Annotated in this window: 11 protein-coding genes; 5 read left to right on the top strand and 6 right to left on the bottom strand. The window is 63.6% G+C overall.

Features of this window, described 5'->3' with window-relative positions:
* Positions 1-202 precede the first annotated feature (202 nt).
* The 6 genes from NKH19_RS25010 to dnaK form a co-directional block, all read right to left on the bottom strand.
* Positions 203-490: a DUF1330 domain-containing protein gene (locus tag NKH19_RS25010; RefSeq protein WP_352870278.1), complete on the bottom strand. Its 288-nt coding sequence runs from the start codon at positions 488-490 to the stop codon at positions 203-205.
* A gap of 28 nt (positions 491-518) precedes the next feature.
* Positions 519-1,232 (bottom strand): orotidine-5'-phosphate decarboxylase, encoded by a 714-nt coding sequence (gene pyrF / locus NKH19_RS25015; RefSeq protein ID WP_352870277.1) that lies wholly within the window; start codon positions 1,230-1,232, stop codon positions 519-521.
* The gene (locus NKH19_RS25020) at positions 1,229-1,825 is read right to left on the bottom strand and encodes an NADPH-dependent FMN reductase (protein WP_352870276.1); all 597 of its coding nucleotides are present in this window, start codon (positions 1,823-1,825) and stop codon (positions 1,229-1,231) included. The genes pyrF and NKH19_RS25020 overlap by 4 nt, the downstream gene beginning before the upstream one ends.
* A 355-nt stretch (positions 1,826-2,180) precedes the next feature.
* Positions 2,181-2,783, bottom strand: coding sequence for a phospholipid N-methyltransferase PmtA (gene pmtA, locus NKH19_RS25025; RefSeq protein WP_352870275.1), 603 nt, complete (start codon positions 2,781-2,783; stop codon positions 2,181-2,183).
* 175 nt (positions 2,784-2,958) lie between these two features.
* Positions 2,959-4,089, bottom strand: coding sequence for a molecular chaperone DnaJ (gene dnaJ / locus NKH19_RS25030; RefSeq protein WP_352870274.1), 1,131 nt, complete (start codon positions 4,087-4,089; stop codon positions 2,959-2,961).
* Between the two features lie 213 nt (positions 4,090-4,302).
* Positions 4,303-6,219: a molecular chaperone DnaK gene (dnaK, locus tag NKH19_RS25035; RefSeq protein ID WP_352870273.1), complete on the bottom strand. Its 1,917-nt coding sequence runs from the start codon at positions 6,217-6,219 to the stop codon at positions 4,303-4,305.
* Between the two features lie 213 nt (positions 6,220-6,432).
* On the opposite strand from dnaK, the gene NKH19_RS25040 reads away from it, so the two are divergent.
* The 5 genes from NKH19_RS25040 to NKH19_RS25060 all read left to right on the top strand — a co-directional run bounded on the left by NKH19_RS25040 (position 6,433) and on the right by NKH19_RS25060 (position 16,277).
* A complete protein-coding gene (locus NKH19_RS25040) occupies positions 6,433-8,667 on the top strand; it encodes an NHL repeat-containing protein (RefSeq protein WP_352870272.1) in 2,235 nt (744 codons plus the stop codon).
* Between the two features lie 10 nt (positions 8,668-8,677).
* On the top strand, positions 8,678-12,538 hold the full coding sequence (locus tag NKH19_RS25045) for a DUF7929 domain-containing protein (RefSeq protein WP_352870271.1): 3,861 nt from the start codon (positions 8,678-8,680) through the stop codon (positions 12,536-12,538).
* A gap of 213 nt (positions 12,539-12,751) precedes the next feature.
* Positions 12,752-13,429 (top strand): ribulose-phosphate 3-epimerase, encoded by a 678-nt coding sequence (rpe, locus tag NKH19_RS25050; protein WP_352870270.1) that lies wholly within the window; start codon positions 12,752-12,754, stop codon positions 13,427-13,429.
* 409 nt (positions 13,430-13,838) lie between these two features.
* Positions 13,839-14,579, top strand: a complete 741-nt coding sequence (locus NKH19_RS25055; protein WP_352982945.1) for a GntR family transcriptional regulator — start codon at positions 13,839-13,841, stop codon at positions 14,577-14,579.
* Between the two features lie 183 nt (positions 14,580-14,762).
* Positions 14,763-16,277 carry a malonate--CoA ligase gene (locus NKH19_RS25060; RefSeq protein ID WP_352870268.1) on the top strand — a complete coding sequence of 505 codons (1,515 nt, stop codon included), beginning with the start codon at positions 14,763-14,765 and terminating at the stop codon, positions 16,275-16,277.
* Positions 16,278-16,297 lie beyond the last annotated feature (20 nt).

Below are 16,297 nucleotides of genomic sequence, written 5' to 3' on the forward strand. Positions count from 1 at the left end.
CGGCCTGTCCTGTGAAAGGACGACCAGGATCCTCTCGGTCTCCTTCCCACTTCAAACATAGCATGGGAACAACACACAGGATCCTCGGGTCTGCGCTGCGTCGCTACGCTCCTTGCTTCGCCCGTGGATGACGAAGGCGCTGGGCGTTTGCGCCAATCGCCAAGGTATGCCCGCGATTCGTCAAAACTGCTCCAGGCGGATTTTAGGCGCCTTCGACCAGCACGATCTCGCCATCGGCGACCTTCTGACGGATGGCGGCGGCGCGCTGGTATTCCGGCGAGTGGTAGCAATCATGTGCGGCGGCGAGCGATTCGAATTCGATGATGACGTTGCGTGCGCGGCCCGGCCCTTCGGCCTTTTCATGTTCGCCACCGCGCGCCAGGAATTTCGCGCCGAAGCGCTCGAAGGCAGGCTTGGCGGCGGCGACATAGTCCTTGTAGCCTTCGGTGTCGCGTACATCGACGCGGGCGATCCAGTATCCCTTGGGCATTTGTTGTCTCCGAAGTCGTTCTTTTGGATTATGCGGCGCGCATTTCGTCAAGGATGGCTTCGGCCGCTGCGCGCCGGTCGCTTGCCGCGATGATAGGCCGGCCGACGACGAGGTGGCTGGCACCGTTGCGGATTGCCTGCCCCGGTGTCACGACGCGCTTCTGGTCGCCATGGTCGCTGCCGGCCGGCCGGATGCCGGGCGTCACCACCGCCATGTCGGGCCCGACGATGCGGCGCACCGCTTCGGCCTCCGCCGCCGAGCAGACGATGCCGCCCATGCCGGCATGCAGCGCCTGTTCCGAACGTCGCAGCACCAGCGTATGCGGGTCGTATTCGTAGCCGACATCGATCATGTCCTGCTCGTCCATCGAGGTCAGCACACTGACGGCAAGCAGGCAAAGGTCGCTGCCGCGCGCCGCTTCCACAGCCGCCGCCATCGCCTTGGGATAGGCGTGGATGGTCAGCATGGTCATGCCCATCTTGACGATGTTCTCGACGCCCTTGGCCACCGTGTGGTCGATGTCGAGCAGCTTCATGTCCAGGAATATCTTCGTTCCGCCGCTGGCCAGTTCCCTGGCGAAGTCGAGCCCGCCAGCGAAGGCCAGCTGATAGCCGATCTTGTAAAACGAGACGACGCCATCGAGTTCGAGCACCGCCTGCTCGGCTTGCTTCACGGTCGGTACATCGAGGCCGACGATCAGTCTTTCTTGCATGGATTGGGCCTGCATCGTTCCGGCAATCATGTCTCGATCCGGGTGGACAGCATGCGCGAGGTTTCGATCAGCGTGCGGCATAGGTGCTCCATCGATTTATGCAGTCTTTCGTCACGGAAATGGCCGTCCTCGTCGAAGGCGTCGCCGCCCTCAGGCACCGAACATTCCGGCGTCACCACCTCCATCTGGCAGCGCACCAGGACCGCGCGCAGATGGTTGATGCAGCGGACCCCGGCAAAGCGGCCCTTGGAGGACGAGCAGAGGCCGGCAACCTTGCCGGCCAGCGGCCGGACCGATCGGCCACCATCCCTGCGCACCCGGCTCACCCAGTCGATCGTGTTCTTGAGCAGCGGTGGAATGGAGCCGTTATATTCGGGCGTGGCGATCAGCAGCCCGTCATGGGCGATAATGAAGCGGCCGAGTTTCACGGCGTTTTCGGGAACGCCTCTTTCCTTTTCCAGATCCTCGTCGAGGATCGGCAGGGGATAGTCGGCGAGCGAGATGCGGGTCACCTCGGCGCCTTGCATGGCGAGTTCCTTTTGCGCCACGTCGGCGGTCCTGCCGCTGTAGGCGCCGCTGCGCACCGAGCCGGCGAAGACGAGGATTTTCGGGATCACTGCCATTGGCCACCCTTGTTCCCGGACAGGTACAGCCAAGGTTCGAGCAAATCAACGCGTTGGCGCCACAAAAGGTTCGAGATTAGCAGAAGCCCCCGAACTTCGTCATCCCTGGGCGAAGCAGGAGCGAAGCTCCGTCGCGGAGACCCTGGGATCCATGCCGCGACGATGGTCGGAGAGTGCCGCGGTGCAGAATCTTGCGCCGTAGCGGCGCCCAAAAGTCGCGGCATGGATCCTCGGGTCTGCGCTGCGTCGCTACGCTCCTTGCTCCGCCCGTGGATGACGAAATGAGAGATGTTTACGCCAATCGCCAAGGTATGCAGCCAGCGCTAGGAACCGCGAACGGCTCCGCACGGAGGAACTAATGCGCTCCGCGCCGGTAAATCCACAGCTGCGTCGGCGGGATGTTGCGGATGACGAAATGGAAATGTTCGACGCTGTAGTTACCACGGCCAGCCGGGATCGGCGACATCGGGCCATAGGTCAGCTGCACGATCGGTCGCCCGGCCGGGATGCGGTCGAGCAGGCTCTCGATATAGGCGATGCGCTGGGCGACCGGAAAGTTGAGCAGCGGCACGCCGGAGACGACGGAATCGAAGATCATCCCGCTCTTGTCGCCAAGCGTGGCGTTGAGGTTGAAGGCATCGCCCTCGATGACGTTGACGCCGGGATAGAGCCGCCGCAGATGGCGCACGAAATCCGTGGAATATTCGACGGCGTAGAGATTTTCAGGCCGCACGCCCTGCGCCAGGATGGCGCGGGTGATGACGCCGGTGCCGGGACCGACTTCGAGCACCGGCAGGTCGGATTTCGGATTGACGATCGAGGCCATCTTGCGGGCGGTGGTCGAACTGGTCGGCACGATCGAGCCGACCGTCTTTGGCTTATCGATCCAGCCCTTGAAGAATTTGAGCTCGTCGTCGAACTTTTCGGCAAGCGCCTTGCGCAGTCCGGGACGTGTCATGCAAGCTCTCCTCTCCTCAGCGCTCCCCTTCAAGCTACTTAACACTTGAGCGGCGCAAGGCAAGGCGCGGCCAGGCGCATGTCGTGGATAAGATAATCTTCGTCGCGTCTCAAGACAATGCGCGGGTCACGGATTTTCGCGACCCAAACCGGCTTCCGCCGCTGGCCAACGTGCATCAACGCTCGCCGAAGGACTCGAAGAAATCCTTCATGCGGGTGAAAAAGCCGCTCGATTGGGGCGAATTGTCCTGCGAGGAGAGCTGTTCGAACTCCTCCAGCAGTTCGCGTTGGCGACGGGTGAGGTTCTGCGGCGTCTCGACCGCGGTCTGGATGTAGAGGTCGCCGATATTGGGCTGGCGCAGCACCGGCATGCCCTTGCCCTTGAGGCGGAACTGGCGCCCATTCTGGGTGCCTTCCGGCACTTTCACCTTGGTCTGTGTGCCATCCAGCGTCGTCACCTCGAAGGAGCCACCAAGGGCGGCCGTCGTCATCGAGATCGGCACCTTGCAATAGAGATCGGCACCGTCGCGCTGGAAGAACTCGTGCGGCTTGACCGCCAGGAAAATATAGAGGTCGCCCGACGGCCCGCCGCGCAGGCCGGCCTCGCCTTCATTGGCAAGGCGAATGCGGGTGCCATCCTCGATGCCGGCCGGGATGTTGACCGACAGCGAACGCTCCTCGGTGACGCGGCCCTGGCCGGCGCATTTCGGACATGGGTCCTTGATCGTCTGGCCACGCCCCTGGCATTGCGGGCAGGTGCGCTCGATCGAGAAGAAGCCTTGCGTGGCGCGCACCTTGCCGTGGCCGTTGCACATCGAGCAGGTGACGGGCTGGGTGCCGGGCTTGGCGCCGCTGCCCGAGCATTCCGAGCAGGAGATCGAAGCCGGCACGCGGATCTGCGCGGTCTTGCCGGTAAACGCCTCTTCCAGCGAGATTTCCATGTTGTAGCGCAGGTCGGCGCCGCGTTCGCGGCCGCCCGACGAGCGGCGCTGGCGCCCGCCCATCATGTCGCCGAAAATATCCTCGAAGATGTCCGCGAAGCCGCCGGCGCCAAAGCCCTGCGCGCCGCCATTCATGCCGCCCTGCTCGAAAGCGGCGTGGCCGAAGCGGTCATAGGCCGCGCGCTTCTGCGGGTCCTTCAGCGTCTCGTAGGCTTCGTTGATTTCCTTGAACTTGTGCTCGCAGGAATGATCGCCGGGGTTGCGGTCGGGATGGAACTGCATGGCGAGCTTGCGGAAAGCGCTCTTGAGCTCCTTCTCGTCGGCGCCTTTTTGGACGCCCAGCGTCTCGTAGAAATCAGCTTTCATTTTTTCCCGCTGTCCGGATGCTCAACGTCTTGAAGCATTGTTGCGTCTCTTGCCGGCACTGACGCCTCGATTTAGGTGCGATGGAACCGCGATGCCAGTGTCGGCGCGGCTTTGCCCGCATTTTTTCGGCGTGGTCCGCTGTTTTTCCGCAAAGGGTTGCAAAAAAGCCCGGCTCTGTGCCGGGCTTTTCGCACTATCTTGCCGTCAAACGGTTCAGGCCGACTTCTTCTTGTCGTCGTCCTCGTCGATTTCCTCGAAATCGGCGTCGACAACGTCACTGTCCTTGGCGGCATCCGCCTTGGCGTCGGCTTCCGCCGCTTCCTTCTGCGAAGCCTCGTACATGGCCTGGCCAAGCTTCATCGAAGCCTCGGCAAGCGCCTGGCTCTTGGCTTCGATGTCGGCTGCGTCATCGCCTTCGGTCGCGGTCTTCAGCGCCGCGATCGCGTCGGAGATCGCCGTGCGCTCGGTTTCCGAAACCTTGTCGCCATATTCCTTCAGCGACTTCTCCGAGGAATGCAGCAGCGCTTCGGCCTGGTTGCGGGCTTCGACCAGCGCACGCCGCTTCTTGTCGGTCTCGGCATTGGCCTCGGCGTCCTTGACCATCTTCTCGATGTCGGCGTCCGAAAGACCGCCCGATGCCTGGATGCGGATCTGGTGCTCCTTGCCGGTGCCCTTGTCCTTGGCCGAAACGTTGACGATGCCGTTGGCGTCGATGTCGAAGGTGACCTCGATCTGCGGCACGCCGCGCGGCGCCGGCGGGATGCCGACGAGGTCGAACTGGCCGAGCGCCTTGTTGTCGGCGGCCATTTCGCGCTCACCCTGGAAGACGCGGATAGTCACGGCCGACTGACTATCCTCGGCCGTCGAGAACACCTGGCTCTTCTTGGTCGGGATCGTCGTGTTGCGCTCGATCAGGCGGGTGAACACGCCACCCAGCGTCTCGATGCCGAGAGACAGCGGCGTCACGTCGAGCAAAAGCACGTCCTTGACGTCGCCTTGCAGCACGCCGGCCTGGATGGCGGCGCCGAGAGCGACGACCTCATCCGGATTGACGCCCTTGTGCGGCTCCTTGCCGAAGAACTGCTTCACGATCTCCTGGATCTTGGGCATGCGGGTCATGCCGCCGACCAGGACGACCTCGTCGATCTCGCCGGCCTTCAGGCCGGCATCCTTGAGGGCCGCCTTGCAGGGGGCAATCGTGCGCTGGACCAGGTCATCGACCAGCTGCTCGAACTTGGCGCGCGTCAGCTTCAGCGTCAGGTGCTTCGGCCCGGTCGCGTCGGCGGTGATGAAGGGCAGGTTGATTTCGGTCTGCGTTGTCGACGACAGCTCGATCTTGGCCTTTTCAGCCGCCTCCTTGAGGCGCTGCAGGGCGAGCTTGTCGTTCTTCAGGTCGATGCCCTGTTCCTTCTTGAACTCGGCCGCCAGGTATTCGACCAGGCGCATGTCGAAATCCTCGCCGCCGAGGAAGGTGTCGCCATTGGTCGACTTGACCTCGAACACGCCGTCGCCGATTTCGAGCACCGAGATATCGAACGTGCCGCCGCCAAGGTCATAGACGGCGATGGTCTTGCCTTCCTTCTTGTCGAGGCCATAGGCAAGCGCCGCGGCCGTCGGCTCATTGATGATGCGCAGCACTTCAAGGCCGGCGATCTTGCCGGCATCCTTGGTTGCCTGGCGCTGGGCGTCGTTGAAATAGGCTGGAACGGTGATGACCGCCTTCTCGACCTTCTCGCCGAGATAGGCTTCCGCCGTTTCCTTCATCTTCTGCAGGATCATGGCCGAAATCTGCGAGGGCGACTGCTTCCTGCCGCCGGCCTCGACCCAGGCATCGCCATTGTCACCCTTGATGATCTTGTAGGGGACAAGCTTCTTGTCCTTTTCCGTCACCGGATCGTCATAGCGGCGACCGATCAGGCGCTTGACCGCGAAGATGGTGTTTTCAGGATTGGTGACCGCCTGGCGCTTGGCCGGCTGGCCGACGAGACGTTCGTCGTCGCCGCTGATGGCGACGATGGAAGGCGTCGTGCGCGCCCCTTCCGCATTCTCGATTACCTTCGGCTCCTTGCCATCCATGATGGCGATACAGGAGTTGGTGGTGCCAAGATCGATACCGATTACTTTTGCCATTTTTCTAATCTCTCCGCTAAGCAGGCTCTCAGGACCCGTACAGGCATTCCGACGAAAGCCCCTGTTCACAAGAAATTCCGTTCCGGCAACCGGCGTTCCGGCACCGAACGGCTTGGCGCGTATATAAGAACAGGCTGCAGCGCGCGCAAGCATTCTGCGCAAGGCTTCCATGAACCTTTCCACTTCCGCCCGCGACTGATCTCCAGGTGCCGCATGGTGCGGCCCGGAAAGGAAGCACCCATGACCTATAACCCAGAGGCTCCGCGGTCTCCGGGAACAACGGGAGCTCGGCGCGACCACCGCCTTCGGGACGGGGTCGATGCGCTGGGCTTTCCGCTGATTCCGTTGACCCAGCGTAAGAGCAGGCGTATCGTGACAATGAGGAAAGCAGACAATTCGATCAGGGAAGAACGAGCCGGACCGCCGCGCCTTGCCCTGATTTGCGCGGCCCAACCGGACATTTCTCCCGTCGACTACGGGGGGAGTGTCATGTCTCGCATCCGCGACTCGTTCGTGTCGTCTCTTGATGGACATTTACGCGGTATCGCGCACGCAAGCGGCGGATTGCTGGCGCTGGCGCTCAGCGCCGGTCTGTGGCTGGGCGCCGCGCAGGCGCAGGAAACCCGGATCATCTATCCCGGTTCCATGGCGGTGACCGGATTTTCCGGCACCATCATTCCCAATTTCGACGAGGGCCTGCCGCCCGGCGTCGATCCGGTCGACGAAACCTTCATCGACGCCACGCGCGCCACCTTGCGCGTGTTCGACGTCTCGCATCTGGGCGGGCCGGCCGCCGGCCAGCTTGTCAACACGCCGCCGCCTTTCGAGGTGACGGCAGACCAGATCGGCCAGGTGTTCGGCGTCACCTATGACGACGGCGTGCGCGACGGCGTTCCATCAGGCATTCCCAATCTCTATGCCGGGGCCACCTCGCTGCACGGCATCCGCATCGTCACGCCGGACGCCGACGATGACGGTCGCCCCGAGCGGCAGCGCCGCGGCACACCAGGCGCCACCTTCATGGATGGCCAGTTCGGCACCGAAAACGGTGGCGGGCCGGGCACCATCTGGAAGATCGACGGCATCACCGGCCAGGTCTCCAAATTCGCCGACATCGACACCAACAGCGGTCCCGGCATCGGCAACCTGACCTTCGACGCCGCTCACCGCCAGTTCTTCGCCTCCGACCTCGATACCGGCCTGATCCATCGCATCGACGCCGCCGGCGCGCTGATCGACAGCTTCGACCATGGCGTTGCCGGGCGCCCCGCGCATGGGCTCGTTCCCGTCGCCGACGATGGTTCGGTGATGGACATACAAGGCGCGGCTTTCGACAGCGAAGACCCCGACAGCTGGGGCTACACGCAGGACGAGCGCCGCATCTGGGCCGTTTCCTATCATGGCGGCCGGCTTTATTATTCGGTCGGTGAAAAGTCGGAAATCTGGTCGGTGGGCATCGCCCGCGACGGCACTCTCGCCGGCGACCCGCGTTGGGAACTGACGGTCAAGGCCGACAAGGACTACGCCGTCACCGACATCGCCTTCGACAACAGCGGCTTCATGTACCTGGCCCAGCGCGGCCCGGTCGAGAACCGCTACGACTACAGCCAGTTCGCCGATTCCGGCAAGGGCGAGGTCATCCGCTACTTCAGAGAGAACCCGGACGATCCGGAAACGGAATCGGTCTGGGTCGAAGTGCCGCAGGAATACGCGGTCGGCTTCCCGCAGGGCAACCGGCAGTCGGCCGGCGGCCTCGACCTGCAATATGGCTATGATGCCGACGGCAATCTCGACACTTCGGTCTGCACCCAGACGCTGGTCAACACCGGCGACAAATTGCGCGACAATCCGGCTCTCGCCGAACAGCTCGCCGCCGGCGGGCCGTTCGCCGTGCATGGCGTGCAGATCACGCCCAAGGAGCTGGTCAAGCCGGCCAATGTGCCGCCCTTCGGCTCCTGGTTCGTCGACTTCGACAGCTATTTCGACGACCCGGAGGTCGAGGGCCATGTCGGCGACGTCGCCGTCTGGCATCCCTGCGAAGGCCGCGCCGGCTATTATGAAGAAATCCCGGGCGGCTATCTGCCGCCATTCTATCCGCCGGACTTCCCACCGCCCGGCAATCTGCCTCCATGTCTCGATGTCGACGACGTCCAGTACTACTGCACGCCTTCCGGCCTCGAGGCCGATCTCTATCTCCATGACCATGCCGGCTTCGGCGGCGATTCGATCAAGGCCCAGTCCAGGACGCCAGGCGTCGGGGTAACCACCCGGCAGTCGCATGCGCCCGGCAAGCCTTACACGATCGACATCACCGGCCACTATCCGGGCGACACAGTCGATGTCGGGCTCTGCTTCTACAGGAAGTCCGACAAGGACAAGGGTGGTTACTACCCTTGCTGCAAGATGACTTTGCCGCTCAGAACCCCAGCCGTCAGCTGCGAACGTTGAGGAGGGGAAGATGAAAAATCTCGCACTCTCCCCGCTCGCCCAGAACAGCCGATCAACCGGCACTCAAACAACCGTCATGGAGACGATCATGAAACCCCTGTCATACGCCAGGCGCGGCGCGCGCTGGCTGATGGCGGCCGGTATCGCGGTCGCCACGCTCGCCCCGATACAGAGTTTTGCGGAGGACGCTGCCCCGATCACCCCGGAGCTGAAGCTCGATCTCGACAGTTCGCGCGTCATCACCCCGAGGCCTGACCGGGTCGTGCCCTTCTTCACCAAGAAAGGCACTCAAAGAGGCTGCGACTACGTCGTCTATTCGCTGAGCTTCGGCCTGCGCGGCGATCCGCGGGGCCTTGCCGACCCGAGCCTCGAGGCCAGGCTGAAGAAGGTCAGGGTCGACTTCAAGGATCAGCTTCCGCACGGCCTTGAGATCGTCAACGTCAATGTGTCCGGCGACGGCACGGATTCGTCCGGCGGACCGCTGCCGGGGGCGACGATCAGCACGTCGGCAAATCCGAACGACACGGCTGTCGTTTCCGATTTCCGCATCTCCACTTCCGATCTCGACGGCGTCGGCGCTCCCAACGAGCGCGTCATCAACTTCGTGATCACGGCCAAGATCGATCATGGGGCATTTCCCGCGCCGACGATCATCGACAACCAGGGCATGATCAAGGTGACCGCCGGACCGGGCACCGGGACCATCATCCCGTCGCAGGATCCGAGCAAGCCCGACGACGGCGACTTCAAGACCGGTGAAAAGACCTCGATCAAGATCGACGTCACCAAGTGCAACCCGCCACCGCCACCTCCCGGCAAGGAATGCTTCAAGGTGGAGCGCGGCACGGTCGACTGCGTGCCAGGCGGCGGCGCCTTCATCTACCACATGCCGGTCGGCCCAGAGATGGGCGGCAAGTGGGTGCAGGTGTCGACGACCACGCCCGGCATCATCATCATCCCCGACACGCAGCTGGTGCCGGCGGGCGGCGGTGTGCTCAACTGGAAGATCGTCGGCGCCTCGCCCGGCGACGTCATCCACCTCATCGTCACCGGCATCGAAACCTATGCCGGTCCGAAGGAAGGCTGGGGCTTGTGCTGCACGCAGACGATCGACATCGTCATCCCGCGAGACCAGAGGTGCCCGCCCAAGGACAAGGAACCGGACCTCAAGGTCGAGAAACGCGCTGACGTGACGCGTTGCACGATGGGCGGCGGCTGCGACTTCACCATCAGGGTCACCAATGTCGGCACCGGTGCCTACCACGGCAAGATCGTGCTCGACGAGGTGACGCTGCCGGCCGGCTCGACGCTCGATTCAGGGCCCAATCCGCCCTGGGTCTGCGTGCCCGGCACCACCCCGATGACGTGCACCTATCCGGTGACCACGCTCAATCCGGGGGCCTCCATCGACCTCAAGCTCGGCTTCAAGCCGGCCGGGGGCTGGCAAGGCAGCGTCTTGCGCAACTGCGCCACCTATAATTATGGGGCCAGCGGCAAGCCGCTTTTCGGCAGCCAATCGAATGATCGCGGCTGTGCCTCGATCCCGATCTGCCGGCGTGGCGATCGTGACCGCGACTGCCGGCCGCCCGTCGAAAAGAAGGTCGACCTGATCCTGAAGAAGCGTGCCCGCATCCCGGTCTGCACGGCCGACGGCATCTGCTATTTCGTGATCGACATCATCAACAACGGCACATCAACCTATAACGGGCCGTTGACGGTGATCGACAGCTATTCGGGCGGTGCCCCGTCCTCCTCGACCTTCGGCCCGAGCCCGCCCTGGACATGCGGACCGAACGGCCCCGGCCAGTTCCGCTGCGACAATGCGGGAATCTCGCTGCCTCCGGGCGCCTCGACACCGATCGTCGTCAAGGCGGTCATGCCGGCCGGCTACCAGTCGGACACGGTGGAGAACTGCGCATTGGTGAAGGCCATCCCCGGTGAAGACGACCTCACCAACAACAAGGCCTGCGCCAAGGAACGCTTCCGTCATCCCAATGGCGGCAAGCCCATCGTGCGCATCACCAAGGTGTGCAACGGCTCGCTCGCCGGCGCCGCGGTCGTCTCTTGCCGCATCACCGTCATCAGCCTTGGCACCGCTGCCCCAACCGGTCCGGTGCGGGTCAACGATGCCGCCACGCTGGTGGCTGGCGGCGCGCCCGTCCAGATCCAGACCGTCACCCCTGACGGCGCGGAATGGGCGTGCGGACCGGTCCCGGCCAATGCGCTGTCGTGCCAGATTCCCGGTGCCGTGATGACACCTGGAACCAGCCGCCACTTCGACGTGACGGTTTCGGCGAACGGCGCGTTCGAGAACTGCGCGCGGGGTTCGTATGGTCCGGCGCCGGGCGACGACATCGTCTATCCGATCGGCCAGGCCTGCGCCAAGGGCGGCGGCTCTTCGACCATCCGTGTCGAAAAGACCGGCGACCGCGAATGCAAGCTCGGCCAACCCTGCTCGTTCGAGATCACCATCACGAACGACGGCACAAGCCCCTTCTCCGGGCCGGTCCGCATCGGTGATGCGATCGGCGTGGAGGGTTTCGGCAGGCTGGAAGGCGTTGAGATCATTTCGATCCAACCGCCCTTCGGCTGCTCGCCGGAGCCGGCGACCTTGCCGCTGTCCTGCATTGCCAACCTGACGCTGGGCGCCGGCGAAAGCCGGGTGCACCATGTCACCGTGGTCATTCCCGACGACGGCCGCCTGGCCAATCTGCGGGGCAACGTCAGCGGCCAGAACTGCGTCGGCGTCCTGTCTCCTGACACGCGGGTGCAAGGCGGCGGCGACGTGCTTGGCGGTGACCTGACAAATGTGCAGGGCGATCGCGGCAGGGCCTATGCCTGCCATCCCTTCGCCATCAGCCAGGAGACCAAGAAGGAATGCTCGGCGGGCTTCGTCTTGAACGATGCCGGCCGGTGTGTCTGCCCGCGCGGTACGACGTTCCGCAACGGCCAGTGCTCGCCAGGCGGCGGTATCGTGCCGAAGCCGGAGCCGAAGCGCTGCGTGCTGCTCGAAGGCCAGATCCGCACCGAGGACGGACGCTGCGTCTGCCCACGCGGAACCGGGCTTGAGAACGGCAAATGCGTCAGGACCGACAAGCCCGAGCAATGCACCGTCCGTGGCCAGATCCACAATTCGGATGGCGATTGTGTCTGCCCCAGGGGTACGGAAGTCAGGGACAATGCCTGCCGTCCGATCCGGCCGAAGCCCGAGCAGTGCACGATCCGTGGCCAGGTCCACAATGCCGACGGCGATTGCATCTGCCCGAGAGGGACCGAGGTGCGCAATGGCGCCTGCCGTCCGATCCGGCCGAAGCCCGAGCAGTGCACGATCCGTGGCCAAGTCTACAATGCAGACGGCGATTGCGTCTGCCCCAAGGGTACGGAAGTCAGGGACAACGCCTGCCGTCCGATCCGGCCAAAGCCTGAGCAGTGCACGATCCGTGGCCAGGTCCACGACGCCAACGGCGATTGCGTCTGCCCGAAGGGTACCGAGGTGCAGGGCAATGCCTGCCGGCGCAAGCAGCCGACGCAGGAGCAGTGCGACATACGCGGCCAGGTCCATAACAAGCGCGGCGAGTGTGTCTGTCCGCGTGGGACCGAAGTGATCGACGGCGCATGCCGCAAGCCCAGGCAGGAGGTGGAATGCGCACCGGGCTCGCAGATGATCAATGGCCAGTGCCAGCCGATCATCAGACGGCGCTGCCCTGAAGGCACGATCGGGCGGTATCCGAACTGCCGTCCGGTCCGCGGGCAACCGTCGCTGGAGCTCAACCCGGGCCTGCTGCTGCAGGTACTGCCACGGCGCCAGCCGCAGGTCGATCAGCAGCAGGATCCGGATCCAAACAGAATCCTGAAACTCCAGCAGCAATAGGAATCTGCTCGACGCCAGACCAGGAACCCGCCGGAGCAATCCGGCGGGTTTTTCGTCAATGCTCCGGGGCAAGTGGAAATTGGCTGCGACACGATCGGAGACGCCGCAACGCCAGTGCATCCGCCGCGCCCGCGCTCTCGACAAGTTGGCTGGAGCGCATTAGGCAGTCGATAGAGTGGCCGGACGAAAAAGGCGCTCGGAAAGGCCGCACCCATGAGCAAAAAGACCCTGATCGCACCCTCGGTGCTGGCGTCGGATTTTTCCAAACTAGGTGATGAGGTCGAAGCGGTGGTGGCGGCCGGCGCCGACTGGATCCATCTCGATGTGATGGACGGGCACTTCGTGCCCAACATCACCTTTGGCCCGCCGGTGATCAAGGCGATCCGCGACCGCACCAAGGCCTTCTTCGACTGCCATCTGATGATCGCCCCGGCCGACCCCTATCTGGCCGCTTTTGCCGAGGCCGGCTGCGATGGCTTGACCGTGCATGCCGAGGCCGGGCCGCATCTCGACCGCTCGCTGCAGACCATCAGGAACCTTGGCAAGAAGGCCGGTGTGTCGCTCAATCCGGCAACGCCGGAAAGCGCGGTCGAATACCTGCTCGACCGGCTCGACCTGATCCTGATCATGACCGTCAATCCGGGCTTCGGCGGCCAGGCCTTCATTCCGGCGATTGTGGACAAGGTGAAGCGGGTCAAGGCGCTGATCGGCGGCCGGCCGATCCGCATCGAGATCGACGGCGGCGTTTCGGCCGAAACCGCGCCGCTGGTGACCGCCGCCGGCGCCGACGTTCTGGTGGCGGGCGCCGCCATCTTCAAGGGCGGCAGCGTCGAAGCCTACCGGCAAAACATCCAGGCGATCAGGACGGCAGCCGACAACGCAGTCGGCTAACTCACGGCGCATTCCGTCTTCAATCAATCCGATATGCCGGCCAAGGGATCTGGTGCCGGAGCGCGGCTTATGAGGATATGATGCCCCAAAGCGGCAGCCGGCCTGATTCGGTTCCAATGTTCGTCGCCAGCGCGCACAACAGAACAGGTGGTCTCACGCGCATACAAAAGAACAGGGAATAGATTCTCCTGCGTGCATACAAAACATGTTAAGTTTCCACAGGTTGTGGGAACGCGCGGAATTACAGCATCGAGCCCTGGAAAGTCGCATATTTCTTTGTGCTTGAGTACAATAGCGTGATCTTCTGCTTGAGCACACGACCGCAGGCGCTGTATGGTACATATGCGAAAAAGGGGGATGTTTTCGGACTCGAATTGCCCAAAATAAAAATTAGGGACAAGGAGTCGCTGTGACATATGGAGCTGCCAATCTGAGCGACGACGGCGCAGGCTCCAAGAGCACGCTTGCCAGCACCGTCTATCAGCAATTGCGTGACGACCTTCTCGGTGGTGTTCTTGAGGCCGAGAGCAAGTTGCGGGTCGAGTGGGTGGTTTCCAAATATGGGGCTGGCGCCTCCCCTGTCCGCGAGGCCCTCAATCGCCTCGCTTCGGAAGGGCTTCTCGGCCGCCACGACCAGCGCGGCTTCTTCATCATGCCGGTCAGCGCGTTGGAACTCGAAGAGCTGACGCGCACGCGCTGCTGGCTCGAGGAGCGGGCGCTTCGCGAATCCATCGCCCACCGCACCGCCGAATGGGAAGAACAACTCGTTCTGGCGCTGCATCGCCTGGGCCGCGCGTCACGTTTTTCGCCGCAGGATCCCGTCTCGCTCAATCCGGATTGGGAACGGCTGCACCGCATCTTCCATAGGGTGCTGATTTCGGCCTGCCGGTCGCAATGGCTGGTGGGATTCTGCGACCAGCTTTCCGATCACGCCTATCGCTACCGGCAAATGGTCAATGACGGCGAAGGCGTCCAACGCGACGATTTCGGCGAGCATCGCCTGATCGCCGAATGTGCCCTTGATGGCAATGCCGACGGCGCCGTCGAGGCATTGATCAACCACTACCAACTGACCGCCGCCATGTGCATGAAACGCCTCAAGCAGGACGAAGCTACAAAGGTGATCGCCGGCAAGGCTACCCGGCGATAGCGGTCGTTTCCGGCGGTCTTTTATAACCCATTGCTGGTAGCCTGTGGCATCGGCACGGCCGACGTGACCCGCTGTCGGCGGCCTTGACGGCGCGGCCAAGAACCGCGAACTCTTCGCCGCCAAGGCATGCCGCTCCAGGCGCATGTGCAAGGCCCGCCGTTCCGCCACCCCAGGGAAATCTTCATGAGCAATCATCTGTTCGACGCGTTCCGGTCCCGGATGCCGGCGCCTGGGCGCCTGCTGATGGAAACCGATGACGGCCGCTCGCTCAGCTATGGCGACATGCTGGAGCGCTCGGCACAGCTCGCGCATGCGCTCTTGCAACTGGATGTCGAACCCGGCGACCGGGTCGCCGTGCAGGTCGAGAAGAGCCCTGAGGCGGTCCTGCTCTATCTCGCCTGCCTGCGCGCCGGCGCCGTCTTCCTGCCGCTCAACACGGCCTACACATTGACCGAGCTGGAGTATTTCTTCGGCGATGCCGAGCCACGGCTGGTCGTCTGCGATCCGGCAAGGGCGGCCGACATCGGCGCGCTGGCGGAAAAAACGGGCGCCGTCGCCGTCACGCTCGGCCGCGACGGCCAGGGATCGCTGACCGATCAGGCCTCGCGGCTGCCGACGGATTTTCATGACGTGGCGCGCGGGCCGGATGACCTCGCGGCGATCCTCTACACTTCGGGAACCACGGGCCGCTCGAAGGGCGCCATGCTCAGCCACGAGAATCTCGCCTCCAACGCGCGCGTGCTGGTCGAGCACTGGCGCTTCACCGGAGACGACGTGCTGATCCACGCATTGCCGATCTTCCACACACACGGCCTGTTCGTCGCCACCAACGTCATCCTGGTGGCCGGCGGCTCAATGCTGTTCGAGCAGAAGTTCGATCCGGCCCGCATCGTCACGCTTTTGCCGCGCGCCACGGTTCTGATGGGCGTGCCGACTTTCTATGTGCGCCTGCTGCAGCAGGATGGGCTGGGCCGCGAGGCGGCGAAAAACATCCGTGTGTTCATTTCCGGTTCGGCGCCGCTGCTGGCCGAGACGCACAAGGCCTGGCGCGAACGAACCGGCCACGCGATCCTCGAACGCTATGGCATGACCGAGACCAACATGAACACCTCGAACCCCTATGAGGGTGAACGGCGCGCCGGTACGGTCGGTTTCCCCTTGCCCGGCGTCACGCTTCGCATCGCCGATCCCGACAGCGGCGCAGCGCTCGCCCAAGGCGAGGTCGGCATGATCGAGGTCAAGGGCCCAAACGTCTTCGGCGGCTATTGGCGCATGCCGGAGAAGACCAAGGCGGAATTCCGCGCCGACGGCTTCTTCATCACGGGAGATCTCGGCATCATCGATGCCGACGGCTACGTCTACATCGTCGGCCGCGGCAAGGACCTGGTCATTTCCGGCGGCTACAACATCTATCCGACGGAACTCGAAAGCGAGATCGACGCGCTCGACGGGGTTAGCGAAAGCGCCGTCATCGGCGTTGCCCATCCGGATTTCGGCGAAGGCGTCACCGCTGTCGTCGTGCGTGCGCCGGCATCGCGGATCACCGGCGCCGAAATTCTCGGCGCCATCGCCGGACGCGTGGCGAAATACAAGCACCCAAAGCGGGTGATCTTCGTCGACGAACTGCCGCGCAACACCATGGGCAAGGTGCAGAAAAATCTTTTGCGCGAGACATATAAGGATCTCTACACAGCCTGAAATTGGAGGCGCGGCCGGTC

This window comes from Mesorhizobium sp. M1338, assembly GCF_040318045.1.
Classification (GTDB): domain Bacteria; phylum Pseudomonadota; class Alphaproteobacteria; order Rhizobiales; family Rhizobiaceae; genus Mesorhizobium.

Excerpts from the sequence above, each read along its gene's own strand:
- rpe (WP_352870270.1), top strand. The coding sequence starts at position 12,752 with ATGAGCAAAAAGACCCTGATCGCACCCTCGGTGCTGGCGTCGGATTTT.
- NKH19_RS25010 (WP_352870278.1), bottom strand. The coding sequence starts at position 490 with ATGCCCAAGGGATACTGGATCGCCCGCGTCGATGTACGCGACACCGAA.
- dnaJ (WP_352870274.1), bottom strand. The coding sequence starts at position 4,089 with ATGAAAGCTGATTTCTACGAGACGCTGGGCGTCCAAAAAGGCGCCGAC.
- NKH19_RS25060 (WP_352870268.1), top strand. The coding sequence starts at position 14,763 with ATGAGCAATCATCTGTTCGACGCGTTCCGGTCCCGGATGCCGGCGCCT.
- NKH19_RS25020 (WP_352870276.1), bottom strand. The coding sequence starts at position 1,825 with ATGGCAGTGATCCCGAAAATCCTCGTCTTCGCCGGCTCGGTGCGCAGC.
- dnaK (WP_352870273.1), bottom strand. The coding sequence starts at position 6,219 with ATGGCAAAAGTAATCGGTATCGATCTTGGCACCACCAACTCCTGTATC.
- pmtA (WP_352870275.1), bottom strand. The coding sequence starts at position 2,783 with ATGACACGTCCCGGACTGCGCAAGGCGCTTGCCGAAAAGTTCGACGAC.
- pyrF (WP_352870277.1), bottom strand. The coding sequence starts at position 1,232 with ATGATTGCCGGAACGATGCAGGCCCAATCCATGCAAGAAAGACTGATC.
- NKH19_RS25045 (WP_352870271.1), top strand. The coding sequence starts at position 8,678 with ATGAAAAATCTCGCACTCTCCCCGCTCGCCCAGAACAGCCGATCAACC.
- NKH19_RS25040 (WP_352870272.1), top strand. The coding sequence starts at position 6,433 with ATGGTGCGGCCCGGAAAGGAAGCACCCATGACCTATAACCCAGAGGCT.